We start from the raw sequence: 25019 nt of genomic DNA on the forward strand, positions 1-25019 counted from the left end.
TGGGGTTAATGTGGCGCAGGCGGAAGTGTTGAATCTGGAAATGGGCGCTAAACAGGTTTTGCAGGAAACCTTTGGCTACCAACAGTTTCGCCCTGGTCAGGAAGAAATCATTGATACCGTGATCGCTGGTCGCGACTGCCTGGTCGTTATGCCGACCGGTGGCGGAAAATCCCTGTGCTATCAAATTCCCGCATTATTGCTTAACGGCCTCACCGTTGTTGTTTCTCCGCTGATTTCTCTGATGAAAGATCAGGTCGATCAACTGCTTGCCAACGGCGTGGCGGCCGCGTGTCTGAACTCCACCCAAAGTCGTGAGCAGCAGCTTGAGGTGATGGCAGGCTGTCGTAGCGGGCAGATTCGCTTACTGTACATTGCGCCCGAACGCCTGATGCTGGATAACTTCCTTGAAAATCTGGCGCACTGGAACCCGGTGCTGCTGGCGGTTGATGAAGCGCACTGTATTTCGCAGTGGGGGCATGATTTCCGCCCGGAATACGCCGCGCTGGGGCAGTTGCGTCAGCGTTTCCCAACTCTGCCGTTTGTCGCGCTGACCGCGACCGCGGACGAGACAACCCGGCTGGATATTGTGCGTCTGCTGGGGCTCAACGACCCGTTAATTCAGATCAGCAGCTTTGATCGCCCGAATATTCGCTACATGTTGATGGAGAAGTTTAAGCCGCTCGATCAACTGATGCGCTACGTGCAAGAGCAGCGCGGTAAGTCCGGTATTATCTACTGTAACAGTCGCGCTAAAGTAGAAGATACCGCCGCGCGTCTGCAAAGCCGAGGCATTAGCGCCGGGGCTTATCATGCCGGGCTGGAAAACGCTGTACGTGCAGAAGTGCAGGAGAAATTCCAGCGTGATGACCTGCAAATCGTCGTAGCGACCGTGGCGTTTGGCATGGGAATCAACAAACCCAACGTACGCTTCGTGGTGCATTTCGATATTCCGCGCAACATCGAGTCCTATTATCAGGAAACCGGCCGCGCCGGGCGTGACGGCCTGCCTGCGGAAGCAATGCTGTTTTACGATCCGGCTGATATGGCATGGCTGCGCCGTTGCCTCGAAGAGAAACCCGCCGGGCAACTGCTGGATATCGAACGGCATAAGCTCAATGCGATGGGGGCGTTTGCCGAGGCGCAAACCTGTCGTCGTCTGGTGCTGTTGAACTATTTTGGCGAGGGGCGTCAGGAGCCGTGTGGTAACTGCGACATCTGTCTCGACCCGCCAAAACAGTACGACGGACTCATGGATGCGCGCAAAGCGCTGTCGACTATCTACCGTGTTAATCAACGCTTTGGTATGGGTTATGTCGTGGAGGTTTTGCGCGGAGCGAATAACCAGCGAATTCGCGAGCTGGCCCATGACAAGCTGCCTGTCTATGGCATTGGTCGTGAGCAAAGCCACGAACATTGGGTAAGCGTTATCCGCCAGCTTATTCATCTTGGGCTGGTGACGCAGAATATTGCTCATCACTCCGCGTTACAGCTAACCGAAGCCGCGCGTCCGGTACTGCGTGGTGATGTTGCGCTACAGCTTGCGGTACCGCGTATTGTGGCGCTGAAACCGCGAGCGATGCAGAAATCCTTCGGTGGCAATTACGATCGCAAACTGTTCGCCAAATTGCGGAAGCTGCGTAAAGCCATTGCTGATGAAGAAAATATCCCGCCGTATGTGGTGTTCAACGACGCCACGCTGATTGAAATGGCTGAGCAGATGCCAGTTTCACCGAGCGAAATGCTGAGCGTTAATGGCGTGGGGATGCGTAAACTTGAGCGTTTTGGCAAAGAGTTTATGGCGCTTATTCGCGCGCACGTTGATGGTGACGACGAAGAGTAGTCAGCCAGGCAAAAAAGTGCCAGGATGGTGACTCACTGAACTATTTCCCCCGCGAGTCATTTTTATGTTAACGCTATTTTTCACCGTTGCGTTGGTGCATATCGTTGCGCTGATGAGCCCTGGTCCCGACTTTTTCTTTGTTTCTCAAACAGCGGTTAGCCGTTCGCGCAAAGAAGCTATGATGGGCGTGCTGGGTATTACCTGTGGCGTCATGGTCTGGGCTGGCGTAGCGCTGCTCGGCCTACATCTGATTATCGAAAAAATGGCCTGGCTGCACACCATTATTATGGTGGGCGGGGGGCTGTATCTGTGCTGGATGGGTTATCAGATGCTACGCGGCGCGTTTAAAAAACAGGATGTTGCGACTCCCACTCCGCAAGTTGAGCTGGCGCAGAGCGGACGCAGCTTTTTGAAGGGGCTGCTGACCAACCTGGCGAACCCTAAAGCCATTATCTATTTTGGCTCCGTGTTCTCATTGTTCGTTGGCGATAACGTGGGAACGGGCGCACGCTGGGGGATCTTTGCCCTGATCATCGTGGAAACGTTGGCGTGGTTTACCGTAGTCGCCAGCCTGTTTGCACTGCCGAAAATGCGTCGTGGCTATCAGCGTCTGGCGAAGTGGATTGATGGTTTTGCCGGTGCGCTGTTTGCGGGCTTCGGTATCCACCTGATTATTTCGCGTTAAGTTCCTTCCGGGCCGGATAAGCGCAAGCGCCTCCGGCGCCTTCATCAGGCATGCCGTGCCGAGGCTAACAAGGCGCCTATCAGCATAAACAGCGAGCCAAACACTTTGTTTAACGCTTTCATTTGCTTTGGCCCTTTAATCCAGCCAGCAATGCGCGTGGCCAGCGTCGCGTAACCGATCATCACAATGATATCGACCACGATGGTCGTGACGCCAAGCACCACATACTGCATTAACTGCGGTTCCTGCGGCAGGATAAACTGCGGGAACAGGGCGGCAAGGAAAACAATGCTCTTGGGGTTGGTCAGATTAACAAAGACAGCGCGTTTAAACAGGCGGCTGCGCGATTGCGTATTCGCCATGGTGTTCAGATCGATAGCACCCGCCGCCCGCCATTGCTGAATACCCAGCCAAATCAGATAGGCCGCCCCCGCCCATTTCAGCACCTCAAATGCGATAACCGAACGTGAAAATAGCGTTCCCAGTCCTACGCCAACCAGAACGATATGAATGCCAAGTCCTGTCTGCAAACCAGCAATCGACGCGCTGGCGCCGCGATAACCGTGACTGATGGCGGTGGTCATGGTGTTGATTGCGCCAGAGCCTGGAGACAAGCTCAAAATAATAGAGGTCAACAGGTAGGCGAACCACCATTCAAAGGTCATGAGAAACTCCCGGATTGTCTATTTTTATGCCACAATACGCTACTGCCGTTAGGTTGTGTCAGCGACGGCGAAAAAAACGATTTTACTTGGTCAGCGAGGCTGGATACCCGATGTTTCAGCAGCAAAAAGACTGGGAAACAAGAGAAAACGCGTTTGCTGCTTTTTCCATGGGGCCACTGACAGATTTCTGGCGTCAGCGGGAAGAAGCGGAATTTACGGGCGTGGATGATATCCCCGTCCATTTTGTGCGTTTTCACGCAGAAAAAAACGATCGCGTCATCGTCGTCTGTCCTGGACGCATTGAAAGCTACGTGAAATACGCTGAACTGGCGTATGACCTGTTTCATTCTGGTTTTGACGTCCTCATTATCGATCACCGTGGACAGGGGCGTTCCGGGCGTATGCTTTCGGACCCGCATCGCGGTCATGTCGATAACTTTAATGACTATGTCGACGATTTAACCGCCTTCTGGCAGCAGGAAGTGCTACCCGGTCCGTGGAGAAAGCGCTATATACTGGCGCATTCAATGGGCGGTGCGATAGCCACGTTATTCTTGCAGCGCCACCCGAATCAGTGTGATGCCATCGCGCTTTGCGCGCCGATGTTTGGTATTGTGATGCGCTTTCCCGACTGGATGGTACGCCACATTCTGGACTGGGCTGAAGGGCATCCGCGGATCCGCGAAGGTTATGCGATGGGGACCGGGCGCTGGCGGGCGCTGCCATTCGGTATGAATGCGTTAACCCATAGTCGACAGCGCTATCGGCGCAATCTACGCTTCTATGCGGATGAGCCACGGCTGCGCGTTGGCGGCCCCACCTACCACTGGGTACGTGAAGGTATTCTGGCAGGCGAACAGGTTCTGGCTGGAGCAGGAGACGACGCGACGCCGACGCTGCTGATTCAGGCCGAAGAAGAGCGTGTGGTAGATAACCGCATGCACGATCGTTTTTGTGAACTCCGCGCCGCAGCGGGCCATCCCGTAGAAGGGGGGCAGCCGCTGGTCATCAAAGGCGCGTACCATGAGATCCTTTTTGAAAAGGACGCAATGCGCTCAGTCGCGCTTAACGCTATTGTCGAATTTTTCGACAAGCATAACTCATCCAGCGGAACCCGCTTTGCCTAGAGGTTGAATTTTCTTATGTATCAGGTTGTTGCGTCTGATTTAGACGGTACGCTGCTTTCTCCCGACCATACTCTGTCCCCTTATGCCAAAGAGACGCTGAAGTTATTGACCGCTCGTGGCGTTAACTTCGTGTTTGCGACTGGCCGTCATCATGTTGATGTGGGGCAAATTCGCGATAACCTCGGCATTAAAACCTACATGATCACGTCCAACGGTGCGCGGGTGCATGATTCTGACGGAAATCTGGTGTTTTCGCATAACCTGGATCGCGACATTGCCAGCGACCTGTTTGGCGTAGTGAATGCAAACCCGGACATCGTGACCAACGTTTATCGTGATGATGAGTGGTTTATGAACCGCCATCGCCCGGACGAAATGCGCTTCTTCAAAGAAGCAGTGTTTAACTATTCACTGTTTGAACCTGCGTTACTGGAGCCGGAAGGCGTGAGTAAGGTGTTTTTCACCACCGATTCTCACGAAAGGCTGCTGCCGCTGGAGCAGGCGATTAACGCCCGCTGGGGCGACCGCGTCAACGTCAGTTTCTCTACGCTTACCTGCCTGGAAGTCATGGCTGGCGGCGTATCGAAAGGTCATGCGCTTGAAGCGGTAGCGAAAGCGATGGGCTACAGCCTGAAAGATTGCATCGCTTTTGGCGACGGAATGAACGATGCGGAAATGCTCTCCATGGCGGGCAAAGGCTGCATTATGGGCAACGCTCACCAGCGCCTGAAGGATCTGCATCCGGAACTGGAAGTCATTGGTCTTAATGCCGACGATGCCGTGCCGCATTATCTGCGTGAGCTGTTTTTGCAGTAATGTTTTTGTTCGTTAGTTGACCAGATGTCAACTTAAAACTTCGCTACAATGGGCGTACCTTTTGTTAAGAGACATCCATTGTGGCGTTACTCATCATTACCACAATTCTGTGGGCCTTTTCCTTTAGCCTGTTTGGCGAGTACCTTGCCGGTCATGTCGATAGCTATTTTGCGGTGCTGGTGCGCGTTGGGCTGGCGGCGCTGGTGTTCCTGCCGTTTTTACGTACCCGTGGGCATAGCGTAAAAACCATCGCGCTGTATATGCTGGTGGGCGCCATGCAGCTTGGCATTATGTATATGCTGAGTTTTCACGCCTATCTGTACCTGACGGTTTCAGAACTGCTGCTCTTTACCGTGCTGACGCCGCTCTACATTACGCTGATTTATGACCTGATGAGCGGACGTCGTCTGCGCTGGAGCTACGCCTTCAGTGCGTTGCTGGCGGTGATTGGTGCGGGGATCATTCGTTACGATCAGGTGACCAGCCACTTCTGGACCGGCCTGCTGCTGGTGCAGTTGTCCAATATCAGCTTTGCTATTGGCATGGTGGGCTACAAGCGTCTGATGGAAACGCGGCCAATGCCGCAGCACAACGCCTTTGCCTGGTTTTACATGGGGGCCTTTATGGTGGCGGTCGTGGCCTGGTTCATGCTGGGGAATGCGCAGAAAATGCCTGCAACCACGCTACAGTGGGGAATTCTGGTCTTTCTTGGCGTGGCAGCGTCCGGCATTGGTTACTTTATGTGGAACTACGGCGCAACCCAGGTGGATGCGGGGACGCTGGGCATCATGAACAATATGCATGTGCCGGCCGGGCTGCTGGTTAACCTGGCTATCTGGCATCAACAGCCTCACTGGCCAAGCTTCATCATTGGTGCGGCTGTGATAGTGGCTTCACTGTGGGTACATCGAAAGTGGGTCGTTCCGCACTCCGTACAAACGGCAGGTGATCGCAGGCGTGATTCCGCGCTGAGCGAATAAACGCTTCCGTGACCGGCTGTCGCTGCTCGCCATCGCGCACGGCGGCGTACAGCCGGCTCCACAATCCATCACCCAGGGTTTTGGTCACCACCAGGCCCTGGCGTTCAAAACTCTCCACCACCCAGTGCGGTAAAGCTGCAATACCCATTCTGGCTGCAACCATCTGAATCAGCAGCAGGGTGTTATCCACGCTCTTCAGCGACGGACTAACGCCCGCAGGCTGCAAGAAATGCCGCCAGACATCCAGTCGACTCCGTTGCACCGGGTAAATAAGCAGCGTCTCACTGGCTAAATCCTCCGGCGTGATCTGCGTCTTGCTGGCCAGCGGATGGTCCGGCGCCAGTACCAGGCGGACTTCAAAATCGAACATCGGCGAGTAGTGCAGTCCGCTACGCGGCAGAATGTCGGATGTCAGCACCAGATCCAGCTCATCCTGCTGTAGCGCTGGTTGCGGATCGAACGTCACGCCGGATTTAAAGTCCATCTCCACCTGCGGCCAGTTGGCACGAAAATTCTCCAGCGCGGGCGTCAGCCATTGAATACAGCTATGGCATTCAATAGCGATCCGCAGCCGGGTTTGCTGCGGTTCGTTGCAGGCCTGCAGCGCACGACCAATTTGCGGCAACACCTGATTTGCTAACTGCAGCAAAATTTCGCCTTGCGGCGTAAAGCGCAGAGGCTGGCTTTTACGGATAAAAAGTCGAAAGCCAAGGCGCTGTTCCAGATCGCTGAACTGGTGAGAGAGGGCGGATTGGGTCTGATGCAACGTCGCCGCTGCGGCCGCCAGCGAACCACTATTCCGCAACGCCTGGAGCGTTTTCAGGTGTTTAATCTCGATCATGAAAGTCCTTCACTTCGGCATGAACAAATTGCGCTTGAGGAATATACAGTAACTGTCAATTATGGATGTGTAAACATCTGGATGGCTAAAATCCTCCGTCTTTTAAATTTATGGTGCGTTGGCTGTGTTTTTCCACCCCGGTCACTTACTTCAGTAAGCTCCTGGGATGAATAAACTTGCCACCTTCCCTAAATTAAAAATAAATAGGATTTACATATAATTAGAGGAAGAAAAATGACAATACTTAATCACACCCTCGGTTTCCCTCGCGTTGGCCTGCGTCGCGAGCTGAAAAAAGCGCAAGAAAGCTACTGGGCGGGAAATTCTTCCCGTGAAGATTTGCTAACCGTTGGCCGCGAGCTGCGTGCCCGTCACTGGGATCAGCAGAAGCAGGCGGGCGTTGACCTGCTGCCAGTGGGCGATTTTGCCTGGTACGATCACGTGCTGACCACCAGCCTGCTGCTCGGCAACGTTCCGGCTCGTCATCAAAATAAAGACGGCTCGGTCGATATCGATACCTTATTCCGCATTGGCCGTGGCCGCGCACCAACCGGGGAGCCCGCGGCGGCGGCAGAAATGACCAAATGGTTTAACACCAACTATCACTACATGGTGCCAGAGTTCACCAAAGGTCAGCAGTTCAAACTGACCTGGACCCAACTGTTGGATGAAGTGGATGAAGCGTTGGCGCTCGGTCACAAGGTGAAACCTGTGCTGCTGGGACCGGTAACTTACCTGTGGCTGGGGAAAGTGAAGGGCGAACAGTTTGACCGCCTGAGCCTGTTGAACGATATTCTGCCGGTTTACCAGCAGGTGCTGGCTGAGCTGGCGAAACGTGGTATTGAGTGGGTGCAGATTGATGAACCGGCTCTGGTGCTGGAGCTGCCTCAGGTTTGGCTGAACGCCTTCAAACCGGCGTATGACGCGCTGACGGGTCAGGTGAAGCTGCTGCTGACCACCTACTTCGAAGGCGTAACGCCAAACCTGGATACCATTACCGCGCTGCCGGTGCAGGGGCTGCACGTTGACTTCGTGCACGGTAAAGATGATGTGGCCGAGCTGCACAAACGTCTGCCTGCCGACTGGTTGCTGTCAGCGGGGCTGGTGAACGGTCGCAACGTCTGGCGTGCCGATCTCAGCGAAAAATACGCGCAAATTAAAGATATCGTCGGGAAACGTGACCTGTGGGTAGCTTCTTCCTGCTCCTTGCTGCACAGCCCAATCGATCTCAGCGTGGAAACCCGCCTTGATGCAGAAGTGAAGAGCTGGTTTGCCTTCGCCCTACAAAAATGTGGCGAGCTGGCGCTGCTGCGTGATGCGTTGAACAGCGGTGATACGGCGGCAATTGTGGCGTGGAGCGCACCGATCCAGGCTCGTCGTCACTCTACCCGCGTACACAACGCCGCAGTGGAAAAACGTCTGGCGGCGATCACCGCCCAGGACAGCCAACGTGCCAACGCTTACCCGGTTCGCGCCGAAGCGCAGCGTGCCCGCTTTAATCTGCCGGCATGGCCGACTACCACTATCGGTTCATTCCCGCAAACCACGGAAATTCGCGGCCTGCGTCTGGACTTCAAAAAGGGCAATCTGGATGCCGGTAACTACCGCACCGGTATCGCGGAACATATCAAACAGGCGATTGTTGAACAGGAACGTCTGGGGCTCGACGTGCTGGTGCACGGTGAAGCCGAACGTAACGACATGGTGGAATATTTTGGCGAGCACCTGGACGGATTCGTCTTTACCCAGAATGGTTGGGTGCAGAGCTACGGCTCTCGCTGCGTGAAACCACCGGTGGTTATTGGCGATGTCAGCCGCCCGGAAGCGATCACCGTGGAGTGGGCGAAGTATGCCCAGTCGCTGACCGACAAACCGGTAAAAGGCATGTTGACCGGTCCGGTGACCATTCTCAGCTGGTCATTCCCGCGTGAAGACGTGACGCGTGAAACCATCGCTAAGCAGATTGCGCTGGCGCTGCGTGATGAGGTAGCGGATCTGGAAGCGGCGGGTATTGGCATCATCCAGATTGACGAACCGGCACTGCGCGAAGGTCTGCCACTGCGCCGCAGCGACTGGGCGGCGTATCTGGAGTGGGGCGTGGAAGCCTTCCGCATTAACGCGGCGGTGGCGAAGGATGAAACCCAGATCCACACCCACATGTGTTACTGCGAGTTCAACGACATCATGGACTCCATTGCGGCGCTGGACGCGGACGTGATCACCATTGAGACTTCACGCTCTGATATGGAGCTGCTGGAATCGTTTGAAGAGTTCGACTATCCGAACGAAATCGGGCCGGGCGTATACGATATTCACTCGCCGAACGTCCCGAGCGTGGAGTGGATTGAAGCCCTGCTGAAGAAAGCCGAGCAGCGTATTCCGGCCGAGCGTCTGTGGGTGAACCCGGACTGCGGCCTGAAAACGCGCGGTTGGCCGGAAACCCGCGCCGCGCTGGCAAACATGGTTAAAGCTGCGCAGAACCTGCGTCAGGCGTAATTCAGAGCCGGTGGCCGGGAAGCGCAAGCGCTTACCCGGCTTACAGGAAATAGCAAGAGTTGTAGGCCCGGTAAGGTGTAGTCGCCGCCGGGCAATTAACGTTTATTTCTTCCCGCCGTATTGTGTGAACCACTCCAGCATTCTCAGCCAGCCATCTTTCGCGGATTCTTCGTGATAGCTCGGACGATAATCGGCGTTAAACGCATGTCCGGCATCGGGATAGACCACGATTTCCGCTTTTGCATTGGCGGCGCGTAGCGCCTGACGCATTGTTTCAACGGTATCTTGCGGAATACTGGTGTCCTGGCCGCCATAAAGTCCCAGAACGGGGGCGTTAAGATCGGTCGCGATATCAACAGGATGTTTCGGCGAGTTGAGGGTTTTATCGCCCACCAGTTTGCCATACCACGCTACCGCTGCTTTTAACTGCGGATTATGAGCTGCATACAGCCAGGTGATGCGTCCACCCCAGCAAAATCCGGTGATCATCAACTGGTGGGCATCTCCTCCGTTACGAGAAGCCCAACTGGCGACGTGATCCAGATCGGCCAATACCTGAGAGTCAGGCACTTTGGCGACAAGGCTGCTGAGCAACGTAGGGATATCGGCAAAGTCATTGGGATCGCCTTCACGAAAATAGAGCTCTGGTGCGATAGCCAGATACCCTTCCAGAGCCAGACGGCGGCAAACGTCACGAATGTGTTCATGAATGCCAAAAATCTCCTGCACGACAATGACCACAGGCAGCGGGCCATCGGACTGTTTTGGTCGTGCGTGATACGCTGGCATATCATCGCCTTGTGAAGGTATGGACGTTACACCGGCGATAATGGCGTTATCCGGAGTGTGAACCGTGGTAGACGTCGGTGGAGATACAGCAGGTGCAAAGCCAGATTGTCGTGTTGTCATGGTATTCTCCGTACCCTTAAATATTCAGCCAAAAAGCGCATTGTTAACTATAGACACATGCAACGAACCACATTGCCTTAAACGGTCTATCTTTTGTGCAGGGCTTCCTTACATCGCATCATTTATGTGATTCAAGTCACTATTTTATGGTAATGGAATGCAATTGATTTACATCATAGTGATGACTGTCACGAAAATATGTTCATGCCTTCGGTAAAGTGTGTTTTTGCTTCTTCTGACAAAACCGATTCACAGAGGAGTTTTTATGTCTAAGTCTGATGTTTTTCATCTCGGCCTCACTAAGAACGATTTACAAGGGGCTCAGCTCGCTATCGTCCCTGGCGACCCGGAGCGTGTGGAAAAGATCGCCGCGCTGATGGATAAGCCGGTTAAGCTGGCATCTCATCGCGAGTTCACTACCTGGCGTGCTGAGCTGGATGGTAAAGCCGTGATCGTTTGCTCTACCGGTATCGGCGGTCCGTCAACCTCTATTGCCGTAGAAGAACTGGCACAGCTGGGCATTCGTACCTTCCTGCGTATCGGTACGACTGGCGCCATCCAGCCACATATCAACGTAGGTGATGTACTGGTCACCACAGCATCTGTCCGTCTGGACGGTGCAAGCCTGCACTTCGCGCCAATGGAATTCCCGGCCGTCGCGGACTTCGAGTGCACCACCGCGCTGGTGGAAGCGGCGAAATCTATCGGCGCCACCACCCACGTAGGCGTTACCGCGTCTTCTGATACCTTCTATCCGGGCCAGGAGCGTTATGACACCTTCTCTGGTCGCGTAGTGAGCCGTTTCAAAGGCTCAATGGAAGAGTGGCAGTCTATGGGCGTCATGAACTACGAAATGGAATCTGCTACGCTGCTCACCATGTGCGCAAGCCAGGGTCTGCGTGCCGGTATGGTCGCGGGTGTTATTGTGAACCGTACTCAGCAAGAGATCCCTAATGCGGAAACGATGAAACAAACAGAAAGCCACGCGGTGAAAATCGTGGTGGAAGCTGCGCGTCGTTTACTGTAATTCTCCCGTCTATTCAAAAAGGCCGACGCGTTCGGCCTTTTTATTTTGCGTAGTGCCTCGCAGGAAATTCCTTTTAAACTGGATGTTTATACAGCACAATTCTATTTTGTGCGGGTAAGTCGTTGCTGTAAGGGGGCGTTGTGGATATTTCAATTATGATGAGTGCCGTGCTGGCGTTAGCCGCAGGGCTGCTGGTGGGATGGCTGGCAACAAAAGCGCACGCCGATCGGATCCGTGCTGACCTCATCGAAGAACGACGCGAACTGGATATTGCGCTAAGCGCCGCCCGCCAGCAGCTCTCACAGGAAGCCCACTGGCGCGATGAGTGCGAACTACTCAATAACGAATTGCGCAGCCTGCACAGCATCAACACCTCTCTGGAAGCCGATCTTCGAGAAGTCACTACCCGACTGGAAGCGACGCAGCAGCATGCGGAAGATAAAATCCGCCAGATGATCAACAGCGAACAGCGTCTGAGCGAACAGTTTGAAAATCTGGCGAACCGTATTTTCGAGCACAGCAACCGTCGTGTAGACGAGCAAAATCGCCAAAGCCTGAACAGTCTGCTTACACCGCTTCGCGAACAACTGGACGGTTTTCGACGCCAGGTACAGGATAGCTTTGGTAAAGAGGCGCAAGAACGCCATACTCTGGCGCACGAAATTCGTAATCTGCAGCAACTGAACGCGCAGATGGCGCAGGAAGCGGTAAACCTGACGCGGGCATTAAAAGGCGATAACAAAACGCAGGGCAACTGGGGCGAGGTCGTACTCACGCGGGTGCTTGAGGCTTCCGGTCTGCGCGAAGGCTATGAATACGAAACCCAGGTCAGCATTGAGAACGACGCCCGTTCGCGGATGCAGCCAGATGTCATCGTCCGGTTACCGCAGGGCAAAGATGTGGTGATCGACGCGAAAATGACGCTGGTCGCCTATGAACGCTATTTTAATTCTGAAGATGAATACACCCGCGAGAGCGCGTTGCAGGAGCACATCGCCTCGGTACGAAACCATATCCGTCTGCTGGGGCGCAAAGACTATCAGCAGCTTCCTGGGCTGCGCACACTTGACTATGTGCTGATGTTTATCCCCGTTGAGCCTGCTTTTTTACTGGCGCTCGATAGACAGCCTGAACTGATTACCGAAGCCCTTAAAAATAACATTATGCTGGTTAGCCCTACCACGTTGTTGGTGGCATTGCGCACGATTGCCAACTTGTGGCGCTACGAGCATCAGAGTCGTAATGCGCAACAGATTGCCGATCGGGCCAGCAAACTTTATGACAAGATGCGGTTGTTTGTGGATGATATGTCGGCAATTGGCCAAAGCCTGGATAAAGCTCAGGATAACTACCGACAGGCGATGAAAAAACTCTCTTCAGGCCGTGGAAACGTCCTGTCACAGGCAGAAGCGTTTCGCAGTTTAGGCGTGGAAATTAAGCGCGAGATTAATCCTGAACTGGCTGAAGAAGCCACTACGCAGGATGAAGAGTACCGCTTGCGTTCGGTCCCTGAGACGCAGCAGGATGAAGCTTACCCTGATGATGAAGCGGTAAACCAGCAATCAAACTAGTCCGTTTGGGGTAGTTGAACCGGGCAGAAGGGTAGGGCAAATTGGCCCAATCTGTTACACTTCTTGAACATTTTTTGGATGAGCAGGCACTGAGTGGTGGATAATTCACAAGAAACGACGCACTTTGGCTTTCAGACCGTCGCTAAAGAGCAGAAAGCTGACATGGTGGCCCACGTTTTTCATTCTGTGGCGTCTAAATATGACGTTATGAATGACTTAATGTCATTTGGCATTCATCGTTTGTGGAAGCGCTTCACCATTGACTGCAGTGGCGTGCGTCGCGGGCAAACCGTTCTCGATTTAGCGGGCGGTACGGGCGATCTGACGGCGAAATTCTCTCGCATGGTAGGCGAAACTGGCAAAGTTGTGCTGGCGGATATCAACGACTCAATGCTCAAAATGGGTCGCGAAAAGCTGCGTAATATCGGCGTCGTGGGTAACGTTGAGTACGTTCAGGCGAATGCGGAAGCATTACCTTTCCCAGACAACACGTTTGACTGCATCACCATCTCTTTCGGTCTGCGCAACGTAACGGATAAAGATAAAGCATTACGATCTATGTATCGCGTGTTGAAGCCGGGCGGACGTCTACTGGTGCTGGAGTTCTCCAAGCCGATTATCGAACCGCTGAGTAAAGCCTACGACGCATACTCTTTCCACGTTTTGCCGCGCATTGGTTCTATGGTGGCAAGCGATGCAGACAGTTATCGCTATTTGGCGGAGTCCATCCGCATGCATCCCGATCAGGACACCTTAAAAGCAATGATGCAAGATGCCGGGTTCGAAAGCGTTGATTACTACAACCTGACGGCAGGTGTCGTTGCGCTGCATCGTGGTTACAAGTTCTGACAGGAGATTGGGGATGCCTTTAAAACCCTTAGTGACCGCCGGCGTTGAAAATTTGCTTAACACCTTTCTGTATCGTTCTCCTGCGCTCAAGTCAGCCAGAACGCGTTTACAGGGCAAAGTGCTGCGTGTTGAGCTAAAAGGATTTTCAACACCGTTAGTGCTGGTGTTTAGTGAGCGCCAGGTCGATGTGCTGGGGGCATGGGAAGGCGAAGCCGATTGCACCGTAATCACACATGCCAGCGTGTTACCGAAATTACGCGACCGGCAGCAACTCACCACGCTTATCCGCAGTGGTGAGCTGGAGGTTCAGGGCGATATCCAGGTGGTACAGAATTTTGTCGCGTTGGCCGATCTGGCGGAGTTTGATCCCGCAGAACTGTTAGCACCTTATACCGGCGATATCGTCGCGGAAGGGGTCAGCAAAGTTTTGCGTGGTGGAGCGAAGTTCCTGTGCCACAACATTCAACGCCAGCAGCGCTATGTTGCCGAAGCGATCACCGAAGAGTGGCGTATGGCTCCAGGTCCGCTTGAGGTTGCATGGTTTGCAGAAGAAACGGCAGCCGTTGAGCGTGCGGTCGAATCTCTGGCCAAACGGCTGGAAAAACTGGAGGCCAAATGACGCCAGGTGAAGTACGGCGCCTTTATTTCATCATTCGCACTTTTTTAAGCTACGGTCTTGATGAACTCATCCCCAAAATGCGTATCACGCTGCCGCTCCGGCTGTGGCGTTACACGCTGTTCTGGATGCCCAACCGACATAAAGACAAACCGCTGGGAGAACGGCTGAGACTGGCTTTACAGGAGCTCGGCCCGGTGTGGATCAAGTTCGGGCAAATGCTCTCTACCCGTCGTGATCTTTTCCCGCCACACATCGCCGATCAGCTAGCGCTATTGCAGGATCGGGTAGCCCCATTCGATGGGCAAAGAGCGAAAGAACAAATCGAAGAGGCGATGGGTGGGCTGCCCGTCGAGGAATGGTTTGATGATTTTGAGATCACGCCGCTGGCATCTGCGTCTATTGCTCAGGTTCACACCGCGCGACTGAAATCGAATGGGAAAGAGGTGGTGATCAAAGTTATCCGCCCGGACATACTGCCGGTAATTAAAGCGGATTTGAAACTGATCTACCGCCTTGCTCGCTGGGTACCTCGCCTGATGCCAGACGGCCGCCGCCTGCGACCAACAGAAGTGGTCCGTGAATATGAAAAAACGTTGATTGATGAGCTGAATCTGCTGCGCGAGTCGGCGAACGCGATTCAGCTGCGACGTAATTTTGAAGACAGCCCAATGCTGTACATCCCGGAAGTGTACTCTGACTATTGCAGTCAGAACATGATGGTGATGGAGCGCATTTACGGTATTCCCGTTTCAGATGTCACCTCGCTTGAGAAGAACGGCACCAATATGAAGCTGCTGGCTGAACGCGGTGTTCAGGTCTTCTTTACTCAGGTATTCCGCGACAGCTTTTTCCATGCGGATATGCACCCTGGGAACATTTTCGTGAGTTATGAGCATCCCGAAAACCCGAAATACATTGGTATTGATTGTGGGATTGTGGGTTCTTTAAACAAAGAAGATAAGCGTTATCTGGCTGAAAACTTCATCGCGTTTTTTAACCGCGACTACCGCAAAGTTGCTGAACTGCATGTGGATTCTGGCTGGGTTCCGCCGGATACCAACGTAGAAGAGTTTGAATTTGCCATTCGTACTGTGTGCGAGCCGATTTTCGAAAAACCGCTGGCGGAGATTTCCTTTGGTCATGTGCTGTTAAATCTGTTCAACACAGCGCGCCGATTCAATATGGAAGTTCAGCCTCAACTGGTATTGCTACAGAAGACGCTGCTGTACGTTGAAGGTGTCGGACGTCAGCTCTACCCGCAGTTAGATTTGTGGAAAACGGCCAAGCCTTTCCTCGAATCCTGGATCAAAGATCAGGTCGGTATTCCGGCGCTTGTTAGGGCATTTAAAGAAAAAGCACCGTTCTGGGTCGAAAAAATGCCAGAAATACCTGAACTGGTGTATGACAGTTTGCGCCAGGGCAAATATTTACAGCACAGTGTTGATAAGATTGCCCGCGAGCTTCACGCGAATCATGTACGTCAGGGACAATCCCGTTATTTATTGGGCATTGGTGCAACATTGTTGCTCAGTGGAACATTCCTGCTGGTAAGCCGTCCTGAGTGGGGGCTTATGCCGGGCTGGTTAATGGCCGGCGGCGTCTTAGCCTGGTTGATCGGCTGGCGCAAAATGCGCTGAATTTTTCATCGCCCTAGGCAGGTCGTGTAACGTATACTACGGCCTTATTAATTCATCATCTATGACAGAGGAACATGTATGGGTGGTATCAGTATTTGGCAGTTGTTGATCATTGCCGTCATCGTTGTACTGCTATTTGGCACCAAGAAACTCGGCTCCATCGGTTCCGATCTTGGCGCGTCGATTAAAGGCTTCAAAAAAGCAATGGGTGATGATGAGCCAAAGCAAGATAAAAACAGCCAGGACGCTGATTTTACTGCTAAATCCATTACCGATAAGCAGGGCGAAGTGAAAAAAGAAGACGCCAAAAGCCAAGATAAAGAGCAGGTATAATCCGTGTTTGATATCGGTTTTAGCGAACTGTTATTGGTGTTCGTGATCGGCCTCATCGTCCTGGGGCCGCAACGTTTACCTGTAGCGGTAAAAACGGTTGCTGGCTGGGTTCGTGCTTTGCGTTCCCTGGCAACTACTGTTCAGAATGAACTGACCCAGGAGCTTAAGCTTCAGGAGTTTCAGGACAGCCTGAAGAAAGTAGAGAAAGCGAGCCTGACAAATCTGACCCCGGAGTTGAAAGCCTCAATGGATGAGCTGCGTGAAGCGGCAGAGTCGATGAAGCGTTCTTACAGTGTGCACGATCCTGAGAAAGAGAGCGATGAAGCGCACACTATCCATAATCCGGTGGTGAAAGAAGCTGAAGCGCAGCGAGAAGGGGTCACCCCTGCTGCCGCTGAAAACCAGGCCAGTTCGCCGGAGCAAAAACCGGAATCCACGGGTGCTAAAACGCCAGAGCCAACGGAAAACACTTCCGCTACGTTAATGGATGCAGAAAAGAAAGCTGTCGCACCTGTTGCCGAATCCTCCCCCTCGTCGAGTGATAAACCGTAAACATGGCTGTAGAAGATACCCAACCGCTCATCACGCATCTTATTGAGCTGCGTAAGCGACTCCTGAACTGCATCATTGCGGTAATCGTGATCTTTTTGGCGTTGGTTTACTTTGCCAACGACATTTACCATATGGTCGCGGCGCCGTTGATTAAACAGATGCCGCAGGGTGCAACGATGATCGCCACCGATGTGGCTTCGCCGTTCTTTACCCCAATCAAGTTGACCTTCATGGTATCGCTGATCCTGTCAGCGCCAGTGATCCTCTACCAGGTGTGGGCATTTATTGCGCCGGCGTTGTATAAACATGAACGCCGTCTGGTTGTTCCGCTGCTGGTCTCCAGTTCGTTGTTGTTCTACATCGGCATGGCATTCGCCTATTTTGTTGTCTTCCCGTTAGCGTTTGGTTTTCTGGCCAACACGGCTCCGCAAGGCGTGCAGGTATCAACGGACATTGCCAGCTATCTCAGCTTTGTAATGGCGCTATTTATGGCTTTCGGTGTCTCTTTTGAGGTGCCTGTCGCCATCGTGCTGCTATGCTGGATGGGCATTACGACGCCAGATGATTTACGCAAAAAGCGTCCTTATGTTGTGGTGGGTGCCTTTGTCGTCGGGATGCTACTGACTCCGCCAGATGTCTTCTCGCAAACGTTGTTGGCGATACCGATGTACTGCCTGTTCGAGGTGGGTGTTTTCTTCTCTCGTTTCTATGTCGGTAAGCGACGTACTAGAGATGAGGACAACGAGGCTGAAGAAGCAAAAGAAGCCGAAGCCACCGAGAAAACTGAAGAATAAATTCAACCGCCCGTCAGGGCGGTTGTCATATGGGAGGAAGCATGTTTGATATTGGCGTTAATTTAACCAGTTCACAATTTGCGAAAGACCGGAATGAGGTCGTGGCGCGCGCCTTTGCTGCGGGCGTAAACGGTATGCTTCTGACCGGAACAAACCTTCACGAAAGCCAGCAGGCGTTAAAGCTGGCGCAGCATTATCCGCATTGCTGGTCCACGGCTGGCGTGCATCCGCATGACAGCAGCCAATGGCAATCCTCTACGGAAGACGAGATCATCGCGCTGGCAAACCAATCGAAGGTAGTCGCTATTGGTGAGTGCGGCCTGGATTTCAATCGCAATTTCTCCACGCCGCAGGAGCAGGAACGTGCTTTTGAAGCGCAACTGCGCATTGCTGCTGAACTGCAGATGCCGATTTTCATGCATTGTCGGGATGCGCATGAGCGTTTTCTGACGTTGCTGGAGCCGTGGCTCGACAGCCTCCCAGGCGCGGTGCTGCACTGTTTCACCGGTTCGCGCCAGGAGATGCAGGACTGTGTGGACCGAGGGCTTTATATCGGTATCACCGGGTGGGTCTGTGATGAACGCCGGGGGATGGAACTGCGGGAGCTGCTGCCGTTTATTCCGGTGGAAAGACTGCTGATAGAAACCGATGCACCTTATCTACTCCCTCGCGACTTAACGCCTAAACCGACGTCACGTCGCAATGAACCGGCGCACCTGCCGCATATTCTTGAGCGAATTGCTCACTGGCGTGGGGAAGATCCTCAATGGCTGTCAGCAACCATTGATGCCAACGTCAGAACGCTGTTCGAAGTGACCTTCTAAACGGCTTATATCTTTCGAAAACCGGTATTTTTCACGCTCTGCTTAATCTCTTTATTCAAGAGGTTAAGCAGTAGCATGGAACGCGCTTCGCCATCCGGTTCGGTGAAGATCGCTTTCAGTCCCTCAAACGCCCCTTCAGTAATAATCACGCTGTCCCCTGGCTGAGGGGTTTGCGGGTCAACAATACCTTCAGGCTTGTAGATAGAAAGCTGGTGAATTACGGGGGATGGGACGGTCGCAGGCGTCGCTCCAAAACGAACGAAATGGCTGACACCACGCGTGGCGTTGATCGTGGTGGTGTGGATCACTTCCGGGTCGAACTCGACAAACATGTAATTAGGGAATAGCGGTTCACTGACTGTGGTACGTTTACCACGCACCATTTTTTCCAGGGTGATCATAGGCGTCAGGCAGTTCACCGCCTGTCTTTCCAGGTGTTCCTGGGCTCGCTGAAGTTGCCCACGTTTGCAGTACAGTAAATACCAGGATTGCATAATAACTCTTATCCGCTTGTTCTGAGCGCTAGCATAGCAAAAGCCATGAGTTAAGTTAATTATACCCACCTCAAAGCAGGCTGAAACCCAACGGGTATATACTCCCAGGGCTTATATGTATCGCCAGAGTTCACGCTAATTTAACAAAAATACAGCATCACAATGATGAACGCCGTATAATGAAGCGCTTACGAAGAGGCCACAATGGACGCCATGAAATATCACGATTTACGCGACTTCCTGACGCTGCTTGAACAGCAGGGCGAGCTCAAACGCATTTCGCTTGAGGTGGATCCCCACCTGGAAATTACTGAAATTGCCGATCGCACTCTGCGTGCTGGCGGGCCTGCGTTACTGTTTGAGAATCCTAAAGGCTATTCAATGCCGGTGCTGTGTAACCTGTTTGGCACACCGAAGCGTGTTGCGATGGGGATGGGGCAGGAAGATGTCTCGGCACTACGGGAAGTCGGTAAACTGTTGGCGTTTTTGAAAGAGCCGGAGCCACCGAAAGGATTCCGCGATCTGTTTGATAAGCTGCCGCAGTTTAAGCAGGTGCTGAACATGCCGACTAAGCGGTTGCGCGGTGCGCCTTGTCAGCAAAAAATCTACTCCGGTGATGACGTCGATTTAAACCGTATTCCGATTATGACCTGTTGGCCGGAAGATGCCGCACCGCTGATTACCTGGGGGCTAACCGTAACGCGTGGCCCACATAAAGAGCGGCAGAATCTGGGTATTTATCGCCAGCAGCTGATTGGCAAAAACAAGCTCATTATGCGCTGGCTGTCCCACCGCGGCGGCGCACTCGATTACCAGGAGTGGTGTGCGGCGCATCCTGGAGAACGCTTCCCGGTTTCGGTGGCGTTGGGGGCAGATCCTGCGACCATTCTGGGGGCCGTGACGCCCGTCCCTGATACATTATCCGAGTACGCATTTGCCGGGCTGTTACGTGGCACCAAGACCGAAGTGGTCAAATGTATTTCCAACGATCTGGAAGTGCCCGCCAGTGCTGAAATCGTGCTGGAAGGGTATATCGAACCGGGTGAGCTGGCCCCGGAAGGACCGTATGGCGATCATACCGGCTACTACAACGAAGTAGATAGCTTTCCGGTCTTTACCGTTACGCACATTACCCAGCGTGAAGAGGCGATTTATCACTCTACTTATACCGGACGTCCGCCTGATGAGCCCGCGGTGCTTGGTGTGGCGCTGAACGAAGTTTTCGTTCCTATTCTGCAAAAGCAGTTCCCGGAAATCGTCGATTTTTACCTGCCTCCGGAAGGCTGTTCATATCGTCTGGCCGTGGTGACGATGAAAAAACAGTACGCTGGTCATGCCAAACGCGTCATGATGGGTGTTTGGTCGTTTTTGCGCCAGTTTATGTACACCAAATTTGTTATTGTCTGCGATGATGATGTCAATGCACGCGACTGGAATGATGTGATTTGGGCAATTACTACCCGTATGGACCCGGCCCGGGATACGGTACTGGTAGAGAATACGCCAATTGATTACCTGGACTTTGCCTCGCCGGTTTCCGGCCTGGGTTCAAAAATGGGGCTGGATGCCACAAATAAATGGCCGGGCGAAACCCAACGCGAATGGGGACGCCCGATTAAAAAAGATCCTGAAGTAACTGCGCGTATTGACGCAATTTGGGATGAACTGGCCATCTTTAATGACGGCAAAAGCGCCTGAGGCGCGATCGTTTTGCCTATTGATCCGACAGAGAGAGCGCATGACAACCTTAAGCTGTAAAGTGACCTCGGTAGAAGCTATCACTGATACCGTATATCGCGTTCGTTTAGTGCCAGACGCGGCGTTTTCCTTTCGTGCTGGCCAGTATTTAATGGTCGTGATGGACGAAAGGGATAAGCGTCCGTTCTCCATGGCATCCACGCCGGACGAGCAAGGATTCATTGAGCTGCACGTTGGCGCCTCTGAGCTAAATCTTTATGCCATGGCTGTGATGGACCGCATTCTGAAAGACCGGGAAATCAAGGTCGACATTCCGCATGGCGAAGCTTGGCTGCGTGATGAAGACGAGCGCCCGCTGATCCTGATTGCCGGTGGTACAGGGTTCTCTTACGTGCGTTCCATTCTGCTTACTGCGCTGGCACGTAATCCAAACCGCGATATCACCATTTACTGGGGTGGGCGCGAAGAGAAGCATCTCTACGATCTCTCCGAACTGGAAGCGTTGTCTGTTAATCACCCGAATCTGCGCGTTGAGCCAGTGGTGGAACAGCCAGAAGACGGCTGGCGTGGTCGTACGGGAACCGTGTTAACGGCGGTATTGCAGGATTACGGTACCCTGGCTGAGCACGATATCTACATTGCCGGTCGTTTTGAAATGGCCAAAATCGCGCGCGATCTGTTCTGTAATGAACGCAGTGCGCGTGAAGATCGCCTGTTTGGCGACGCTTTCGCGTTCATTTAAGCGCTGTGCGCCGGAGCCCTTCCGGCGCATCCATCAATCATCTGTCTTCCAATTAGCAGGGCGCAGGCCCGGCATCATTGCCTCTCTTTCTCATCATAATTATTTTTTAGTAAACATAATATGTCCGTCACTCAAACATAAATTGAGTTTTTGTGACAGCTCTCCATGTGTTTAGTAAACAAAATAGGCAAGCTAAACCGCATCACATTGTGAGATGCAAATGAGGAAAAACCATGAGGCTCGGACTGGATATCGGCGGGACTAAAATCGAAGCGGTGGTGATTGATAACGCGGGTGAAATTGTTTACCGCGAACGATGTGCGACACCAAAGCACCGTTACAGTGATTTTTTCCAGGCCGTGACGGAGATGATAGCCAGGGCTATGCAGGCCATTAATCAGCCTTTATCGGTTGGCGTCGGGGTGCCAGGTGCGGTGGATAGCGAAGGTTTGATTAAGAATTCCAACATTCTGGTGCTGAATCAGCAGGCCTTTGCGCAAGATCTCGAGCGTGCATTAGGAATGCCAGTGCCCGTTACCAATGATGCCAACTGCTTTACCCTGTCAGAAGCGATGGACGGTAGTGGGCGTGGGCATAGCGTGGTATTTGGCGTGATCCTCGGTACCGGATGCGGCGGTGGTCTGTGCATCGAGAACCGGTTGATCTCCGGCCCTAACGCCTGTGCCGGAGAGTGGGGGCATAATGCCTTGCCGCGCTACCACGGATCTCGGGACGGGGCTGAAGTGACATGCTATTGCGGACAGTTGAACTGTATTGAGAGCTTTATTTCGGGGAGTGGCCTGGAGCGCCAGTATATGAATCACACCGCGCAACATATGGGTGTGCCACAAATTATGCAACGGGTAGCATCGGGTGATGCAGACGCCTGTTTGTTATGGGAACGCTATTGCGATCAACTGGCTCGCGCGCTGGCGAGTGTGGTGAATATGCTCGATCCCGATGTTATCGTGCTGGGGGGCGGGGTATCCAATATCGATTTACTGTACTCAGGCTTACAGGCGCGAGTGGCGCAGTACGTGTTTGGTAAACAGTGCCGCACACCGATCGTTCAGGCCCGCCACGGCGACAGCAGCGGCGTACGCGGCGCAGCCTGGCTGGGGGCGCAACAAGCCACAGTAAATCCATGAGACTGAAATGACGAAACCTGTACGTATTAGAGACATTGCCGACGCTTGTGGCGTCTCGGTTGGCGCTGTTTCCCGCGCGCTAAAAGGGCAACCGGGGCTGCGTGAAGAGACCCGACAGCGCATTATTTCAGTGGCGCAGCAGCAGGGTTATGATTTTTCACGCCTGCGCGCAGACAAAATCAAACGTGTCCTGTTTTTACTGCATCGCCAGCACAATATCAGCCGGGCTTTACCGTTTTACTCTCAACTGCTGCTGGGGATAGAAGATCTGTGTCGCGAAAAGGGGGTTGCGCTGAGCTTTCTCTCTATAGGTCCAGGCGATGCAGTGAGTGAGCAGGTAATGCTGCACCAGCCTGATGCGCTAATCTGCGCGGGATTTTTTGAACCTGAGTTGCTTGGGCTGCTACAACAGATGAAATTGCCGCTGGTGCTGGTGGATCTCTGGGCGCCAGGACTGCCTTGCGTGAATCCTGACAATACTCTGGGCGGCTATCTGGCTACGCAACATCTGATTGCACAAGGCCGCAGCCGCATTGCTTTTCTTGCCAGTACGCTCGCGCACTACAGCATCCGTCAGCGTGAAAAGGGCTACCGTCAGGCATTGTATGAAGCCCGTTTGCTAATGCCGCCAGAGTACGATGTTGTTGCGCCGCCGCTGCTGGATACCGAGCAATCTCTGGTGGATGCGGTTAATGAGCTACTCAGACTGCCAGAGCCGCCCGATGCCATTTTTGCCTATAACGACGCGGCAGCGATGGTTGTTCAGCAGGTGTGTGCGCAGCAGGGTATACGTATCCCGGAAGATCTTGCGCTGGTGGGATTTGATGATATCGATGCTGCGTCCTGGTCACATCCGCCGCTGACTACCATTGCGGTTGATAAAAAACAGCTGGGGCGTGAAGCGCTGCGTTTACTGCTGGAAGAAAATCAGGAAGAGAATCTGCTGCTGCCGGTGCAGTTAGTGGTGCGTGGTAGTTCAGGGAAATAAAAAACCCGCCCCTGACAGGCGGGAAGAACGGCAACTAAACTTTCTCTCTTCGCCATTGGCACCATAACTGTGTTGGCTTCGCTCATTCACCCGAATCACTTACTATACGTAAGCTCATCGGGATTCATTCGCTTGCCGCCTTGTTCTGGCACCAATGGCTTTGAGATAACATTTCGTAGGCCGGGCAAGCGAAGCGCCCCCGGCATGCTTTGATTAAACTCGCTCAAATACCGTTGCGATACCCTGACCTAACCCGATACACATCGTCGCCAGACCAAACTGCACGTCTTTGCGTTCCATCAGGTTGAGCAGGGTGGTGCTGATACGCGCCCCAGAACAGCCCAGCGGGTGACCCAAGGCGATCGCCCCACCATTGAGGTTGATCTTCTCATCGATCTGCTCCATCAGCCCCAGATCTTTAATACACGGCAGGATCTGAGCGGCAAAGGCTTCGTTCATCTCAAACAAGCCGATGTCGCTGGTGGAGAGCCCCGCTTTTTTCAGCGCCAGCTTTGAGGCCGGAACCGGGCCGTAACCCATGATTGACGGATCGCAGCCGACAACAGCCATCGAACGAATACGGGCACGCGGCGTCAGACCCAGTTGACGGGCGCGGCTTTCGCTCATTACTAGCATCGCCGCTGCGCCGTCGGAGAGTGCAGAAGAGGTACCGGCAGTCACCGTTCCGTTAACCGGATCGAACGCCGGGCGCAGGGTGGAGAGCGCTTCAACGGTCGTTTCCGGACGGATAACCTCATCGTAGTTAAACTGCTTCAGCACGCCGTTGGCATCATGACCGCCGGTCGGGATGATTTCGTTTTTAAAAGCGCCAGACTGTGTTGCAGCCCAGGCGCGAGCGTGTGAACGTGCGGCGAAAGCGTCCTGCATTTCACGGCTGATGCCGTGCATGCGGGAGAGCATTTCTGCGGTCAGGCCCATCATCCCTGCGGCTTTCGCCACGTTGCGGCTCATACCCGGGTGGAAATCAACGCCGTGGCTCATTGGCACATGGCCCATATGCTCAACGCCGCCAATCAGGCACGCCTGAGCATCACCAGTCATGATCATGCGCGCCGCATCGTGCAGCGCCTGCATGGACGAACCGCACAGGCGATTGACCGTGACGGCCGGAACGGAGTGCGGAACTTCCGCTAGCAGCGCGGCATTACGGCCGATATTGAAACCCTGCTCCAGCGTTTGTTGCACACAGCCCCAGTAAATGTCATCAAGCGCGGTTGGCTCCAGCGCCGGATTACGCGCCAGCAGGCTACGCATTAAATGTGCAGAGAGATCTTCTGCACGCACGTTCCGAAACGCGCCCCCTTTCGAACGGCCCATCGGGGTACGGATCGCATCAACAATTACAACCTGTTCCATTGTGACT

At 53.5% G+C, this 25019-nt stretch carries 24 protein-coding genes; 19 read left to right on the forward strand and 5 right to left on the reverse strand.

Annotated features, from left to right (window positions below; translation table 11 throughout):
* Positions 1-10 precede the first annotated feature (10 nt).
* Entirely contained in the window at positions 11-1840 is a 1830-nt protein-coding gene (gene recQ, locus B9P82_RS23890; RefSeq protein ID WP_019078429.1) for an ATP-dependent DNA helicase RecQ, read from the forward strand.
* Positions 1841-1904: 64 nt separating this feature from the next.
* Positions 1905-2525: a threonine export protein RhtC gene (rhtC, locus tag B9P82_RS23895; RefSeq protein WP_016155134.1), complete on the forward strand. Its 621-nt coding sequence runs from the start codon at positions 1905-1907 to the stop codon at positions 2523-2525.
* 44 nt (positions 2526-2569) lie between these two features.
* On the opposite strand, the gene rhtB is transcribed toward rhtC, so the two are convergent.
* A complete protein-coding gene (gene rhtB, locus B9P82_RS23900; RefSeq protein WP_003828938.1) occupies positions 2570-3190 on the reverse strand; it encodes a homoserine/homoserine lactone efflux protein in 621 nt (206 codons plus the stop codon).
* Positions 3191-3300: 110 nt separating this feature from the next.
* Here rhtB and pldB point away from each other — a divergent pair, with 110 nt between their 5' ends.
* The 3 genes from pldB (at position 3301) to B9P82_RS23915 (ending at position 6113) form a co-directional block, all read left to right on the forward strand.
* Positions 3301-4317: a lysophospholipase L2 gene (gene pldB, locus B9P82_RS23905; RefSeq protein ID WP_003017911.1), complete on the forward strand. Its 1017-nt coding sequence runs from the start codon at positions 3301-3303 to the stop codon at positions 4315-4317.
* A gap of 15 nt (positions 4318-4332) precedes the next feature.
* Positions 4333-5133, forward strand: a complete 801-nt coding sequence (gene yigL / locus B9P82_RS23910) for a sugar/pyridoxal phosphate phosphatase YigL (protein ID WP_008787091.1) — start codon at positions 4333-4335, stop codon at positions 5131-5133.
* 80 nt (positions 5134-5213) lie between these two features.
* The gene (locus tag B9P82_RS23915; protein WP_016157852.1) at positions 5214-6113 is read left to right on the forward strand and encodes a carboxylate/amino acid/amine transporter; all 900 of its coding nucleotides are present in this window, start codon (positions 5214-5216) and stop codon (positions 6111-6113) included.
* Here B9P82_RS23915 and metR read toward each other — a convergent pair.
* Positions 6001-6954 (reverse strand): HTH-type transcriptional regulator MetR, encoded by a 954-nt coding sequence (metR, locus tag B9P82_RS23920; RefSeq protein WP_003017908.1) that lies wholly within the window; start codon positions 6952-6954, stop codon positions 6001-6003. The two genes, B9P82_RS23915 and metR, sit on opposite strands and share 113 nt — an antisense overlap.
* Before the next feature lie 234 nt (positions 6955-7188).
* Between metR and metE the strand changes: the two genes are divergently transcribed.
* Positions 7189-9450 (forward strand): 5-methyltetrahydropteroyltriglutamate--homocysteine S-methyltransferase, encoded by a 2262-nt coding sequence (gene metE, locus B9P82_RS23925; RefSeq protein ID WP_101701055.1) that lies wholly within the window; start codon positions 7189-7191, stop codon positions 9448-9450.
* A gap of 102 nt (positions 9451-9552) precedes the next feature.
* Here the strand turns inward: metE and B9P82_RS23930 are convergent, their stop codons facing one another.
* Entirely contained in the window at positions 9553-10359 is an 807-nt protein-coding gene (locus B9P82_RS23930) for a dienelactone hydrolase family protein (protein WP_016155137.1), read from the reverse strand.
* 265 nt (positions 10360-10624) lie between these two features.
* Between B9P82_RS23930 and udp the strand changes: the two genes are divergently transcribed.
* From udp to tatD, 9 genes are all read left to right on the forward strand, one after another.
* Positions 10625-11386 carry a uridine phosphorylase gene (gene udp / locus B9P82_RS23935; protein ID WP_006686084.1) on the forward strand — a complete coding sequence of 254 codons (762 nt, stop codon included), beginning with the start codon at positions 10625-10627 and terminating at the stop codon, positions 11384-11386.
* Between the two features lie 140 nt (positions 11387-11526).
* A complete protein-coding gene (gene rmuC, locus B9P82_RS23940) occupies positions 11527-12957 on the forward strand; it encodes a DNA recombination protein RmuC (protein ID WP_101701056.1) in 1431 nt (476 codons plus the stop codon).
* 93 nt (positions 12958-13050) lie between these two features.
* Positions 13051-13806, forward strand: a complete 756-nt coding sequence (ubiE, locus tag B9P82_RS23945) for a bifunctional demethylmenaquinone methyltransferase/2-methoxy-6-polyprenyl-1,4-benzoquinol methylase UbiE (protein ID WP_003017897.1) — start codon at positions 13051-13053, stop codon at positions 13804-13806.
* Positions 13807-13819: 13 nt separating this feature from the next.
* Positions 13820-14425, forward strand: coding sequence for a ubiquinone biosynthesis protein UbiJ (ubiJ, locus tag B9P82_RS23950; RefSeq protein ID WP_016155139.1), 606 nt, complete (start codon positions 13820-13822; stop codon positions 14423-14425).
* Positions 14422-16062: a ubiquinone biosynthesis regulatory protein kinase UbiB gene (gene ubiB / locus B9P82_RS23955; protein ID WP_016155140.1), complete on the forward strand. Its 1641-nt coding sequence runs from the start codon at positions 14422-14424 to the stop codon at positions 16060-16062. Before ubiJ ends, ubiB begins: the two co-directional genes overlap by 4 nt.
* Positions 16063-16140: 78 nt before the next feature.
* On the forward strand, positions 16141-16395 hold the full coding sequence (tatA, locus tag B9P82_RS23960) for a Sec-independent protein translocase subunit TatA (RefSeq protein ID WP_101701057.1): 255 nt from the start codon (positions 16141-16143) through the stop codon (positions 16393-16395).
* 3 nt (positions 16396-16398) lie between these two features.
* Positions 16399-16947, forward strand: coding sequence for a Sec-independent protein translocase protein TatB (tatB, locus tag B9P82_RS23965; RefSeq protein WP_016155141.1), 549 nt, complete (start codon positions 16399-16401; stop codon positions 16945-16947).
* A 2-nt stretch (positions 16948-16949) separates the two neighbouring features.
* On the forward strand, positions 16950-17741 hold the full coding sequence (tatC, locus tag B9P82_RS23970) for a Sec-independent protein translocase subunit TatC (RefSeq protein ID WP_016155142.1): 792 nt from the start codon (positions 16950-16952) through the stop codon (positions 17739-17741).
* Positions 17742-17782: 41 nt separating this feature from the next.
* The gene (tatD, locus tag B9P82_RS23975; protein ID WP_101701058.1) at positions 17783-18565 is read left to right on the forward strand and encodes a 3'-5' ssDNA/RNA exonuclease TatD; all 783 of its coding nucleotides are present in this window, start codon (positions 17783-17785) and stop codon (positions 18563-18565) included.
* 5 nt (positions 18566-18570) lie between these two features.
* Here tatD and rfaH read toward each other — a convergent pair whose 3' ends face one another.
* Positions 18571-19059 carry a transcription/translation regulatory transformer protein RfaH gene (gene rfaH / locus B9P82_RS23980; RefSeq protein WP_047358740.1) on the reverse strand — a complete coding sequence of 163 codons (489 nt, stop codon included), beginning with the start codon at positions 19057-19059 and terminating at the stop codon, positions 18571-18573.
* A 204-nt stretch (positions 19060-19263) separates the two neighbouring features.
* Here rfaH and ubiD point away from each other — a divergent pair, with 204 nt between their 5' ends.
* The 4 genes from ubiD (at position 19264) to B9P82_RS24000 (ending at position 23635) form a co-directional block, all read left to right on the forward strand.
* A complete protein-coding gene (gene ubiD, locus B9P82_RS23985; RefSeq protein WP_016155145.1) occupies positions 19264-20757 on the forward strand; it encodes a 4-hydroxy-3-polyprenylbenzoate decarboxylase in 1494 nt (497 codons plus the stop codon).
* 40 nt (positions 20758-20797) lie between these two features.
* A complete protein-coding gene (fre, locus tag B9P82_RS23990; protein ID WP_003828903.1) occupies positions 20798-21499 on the forward strand; it encodes an NAD(P)H-flavin reductase in 702 nt (233 codons plus the stop codon).
* A 233-nt stretch (positions 21500-21732) separates the two neighbouring features.
* Positions 21733-22647 carry an ROK family protein gene (locus B9P82_RS23995; RefSeq protein ID WP_080860410.1) on the forward strand — a complete coding sequence of 305 codons (915 nt, stop codon included), beginning with the start codon at positions 21733-21735 and terminating at the stop codon, positions 22645-22647.
* 7 nt (positions 22648-22654) lie between these two features.
* Positions 22655-23635, forward strand: a complete 981-nt coding sequence (locus tag B9P82_RS24000; protein WP_047416482.1) for a LacI family DNA-binding transcriptional regulator — start codon at positions 22655-22657, stop codon at positions 23633-23635.
* 213 nt (positions 23636-23848) lie between these two features.
* Here the strand turns inward: B9P82_RS24000 and fadA are convergent, their stop codons facing one another.
* Positions 23849-25012 carry an acetyl-CoA C-acyltransferase FadA gene (gene fadA / locus B9P82_RS24005; RefSeq protein WP_101701059.1) on the reverse strand — a complete coding sequence of 388 codons (1164 nt, stop codon included), beginning with the start codon at positions 25010-25012 and terminating at the stop codon, positions 23849-23851.
* Positions 25013-25019 lie beyond the last annotated feature (7 nt).

Origin of the sequence: Citrobacter sp. L55, assembly GCF_002850715.1 — a bacterium.
GTDB lineage: Bacteria > Pseudomonadota > Gammaproteobacteria > Enterobacterales > Enterobacteriaceae > Citrobacter > Citrobacter braakii.

What these genes read in the sequence shown, in the direction of transcription:
- rhtC (WP_016155134.1), top strand. Translation starts at nt 1,905, where the DNA reads ATGTTAACGCTATTTTTCACCGTTGCGTTGGTGCATATCGTTGCGCTG.
- rhtB (WP_003828938.1), bottom strand. Translation starts at nt 3,190, where the DNA reads ATGACCTTTGAATGGTGGTTCGCCTACCTGTTGACCTCTATTATTTTG.
- pldB (WP_003017911.1), top strand. Translation starts at nt 3,301, where the DNA reads ATGTTTCAGCAGCAAAAAGACTGGGAAACAAGAGAAAACGCGTTTGCT.
- yigL (WP_008787091.1), top strand. Translation starts at nt 4,333, where the DNA reads ATGTATCAGGTTGTTGCGTCTGATTTAGACGGTACGCTGCTTTCTCCC.
- metR (WP_003017908.1), bottom strand. Translation starts at nt 6,954, where the DNA reads ATGATCGAGATTAAACACCTGAAAACGCTCCAGGCGTTGCGGAATAGT.
- metE (WP_101701055.1), top strand. Translation starts at nt 7,189, where the DNA reads ATGACAATACTTAATCACACCCTCGGTTTCCCTCGCGTTGGCCTGCGT.
- B9P82_RS23930 (WP_016155137.1), bottom strand. Translation starts at nt 10,359, where the DNA reads ATGACAACACGACAATCTGGCTTTGCACCTGCTGTATCTCCACCGACG.
- udp (WP_006686084.1), top strand. Translation starts at nt 10,625, where the DNA reads ATGTCTAAGTCTGATGTTTTTCATCTCGGCCTCACTAAGAACGATTTA.
- ubiJ (WP_016155139.1), top strand. Translation starts at nt 13,820, where the DNA reads ATGCCTTTAAAACCCTTAGTGACCGCCGGCGTTGAAAATTTGCTTAAC.
- ubiB (WP_016155140.1), top strand. Translation starts at nt 14,422, where the DNA reads ATGACGCCAGGTGAAGTACGGCGCCTTTATTTCATCATTCGCACTTTT.
- tatA (WP_101701057.1), top strand. Translation starts at nt 16,141, where the DNA reads ATGGGTGGTATCAGTATTTGGCAGTTGTTGATCATTGCCGTCATCGTT.
- tatC (WP_016155142.1), top strand. Translation starts at nt 16,950, where the DNA reads ATGGCTGTAGAAGATACCCAACCGCTCATCACGCATCTTATTGAGCTG.
- tatD (WP_101701058.1), top strand. Translation starts at nt 17,783, where the DNA reads ATGTTTGATATTGGCGTTAATTTAACCAGTTCACAATTTGCGAAAGAC.
- rfaH (WP_047358740.1), bottom strand. Translation starts at nt 19,059, where the DNA reads ATGCAATCCTGGTATTTACTGTACTGCAAACGTGGGCAACTTCAGCGA.
- ubiD (WP_016155145.1), top strand. Translation starts at nt 19,264, where the DNA reads ATGGACGCCATGAAATATCACGATTTACGCGACTTCCTGACGCTGCTT.
- fre (WP_003828903.1), top strand. Translation starts at nt 20,798, where the DNA reads ATGACAACCTTAAGCTGTAAAGTGACCTCGGTAGAAGCTATCACTGAT.
- B9P82_RS23995 (WP_080860410.1), top strand. Translation starts at nt 21,733, where the DNA reads ATGAGGCTCGGACTGGATATCGGCGGGACTAAAATCGAAGCGGTGGTG.
- B9P82_RS24000 (WP_047416482.1), top strand. Translation starts at nt 22,655, where the DNA reads ATGACGAAACCTGTACGTATTAGAGACATTGCCGACGCTTGTGGCGTC.
- fadA (WP_101701059.1), bottom strand. Translation starts at nt 25,012, where the DNA reads ATGGAACAGGTTGTAATTGTTGATGCGATCCGTACCCCGATGGGCCGT.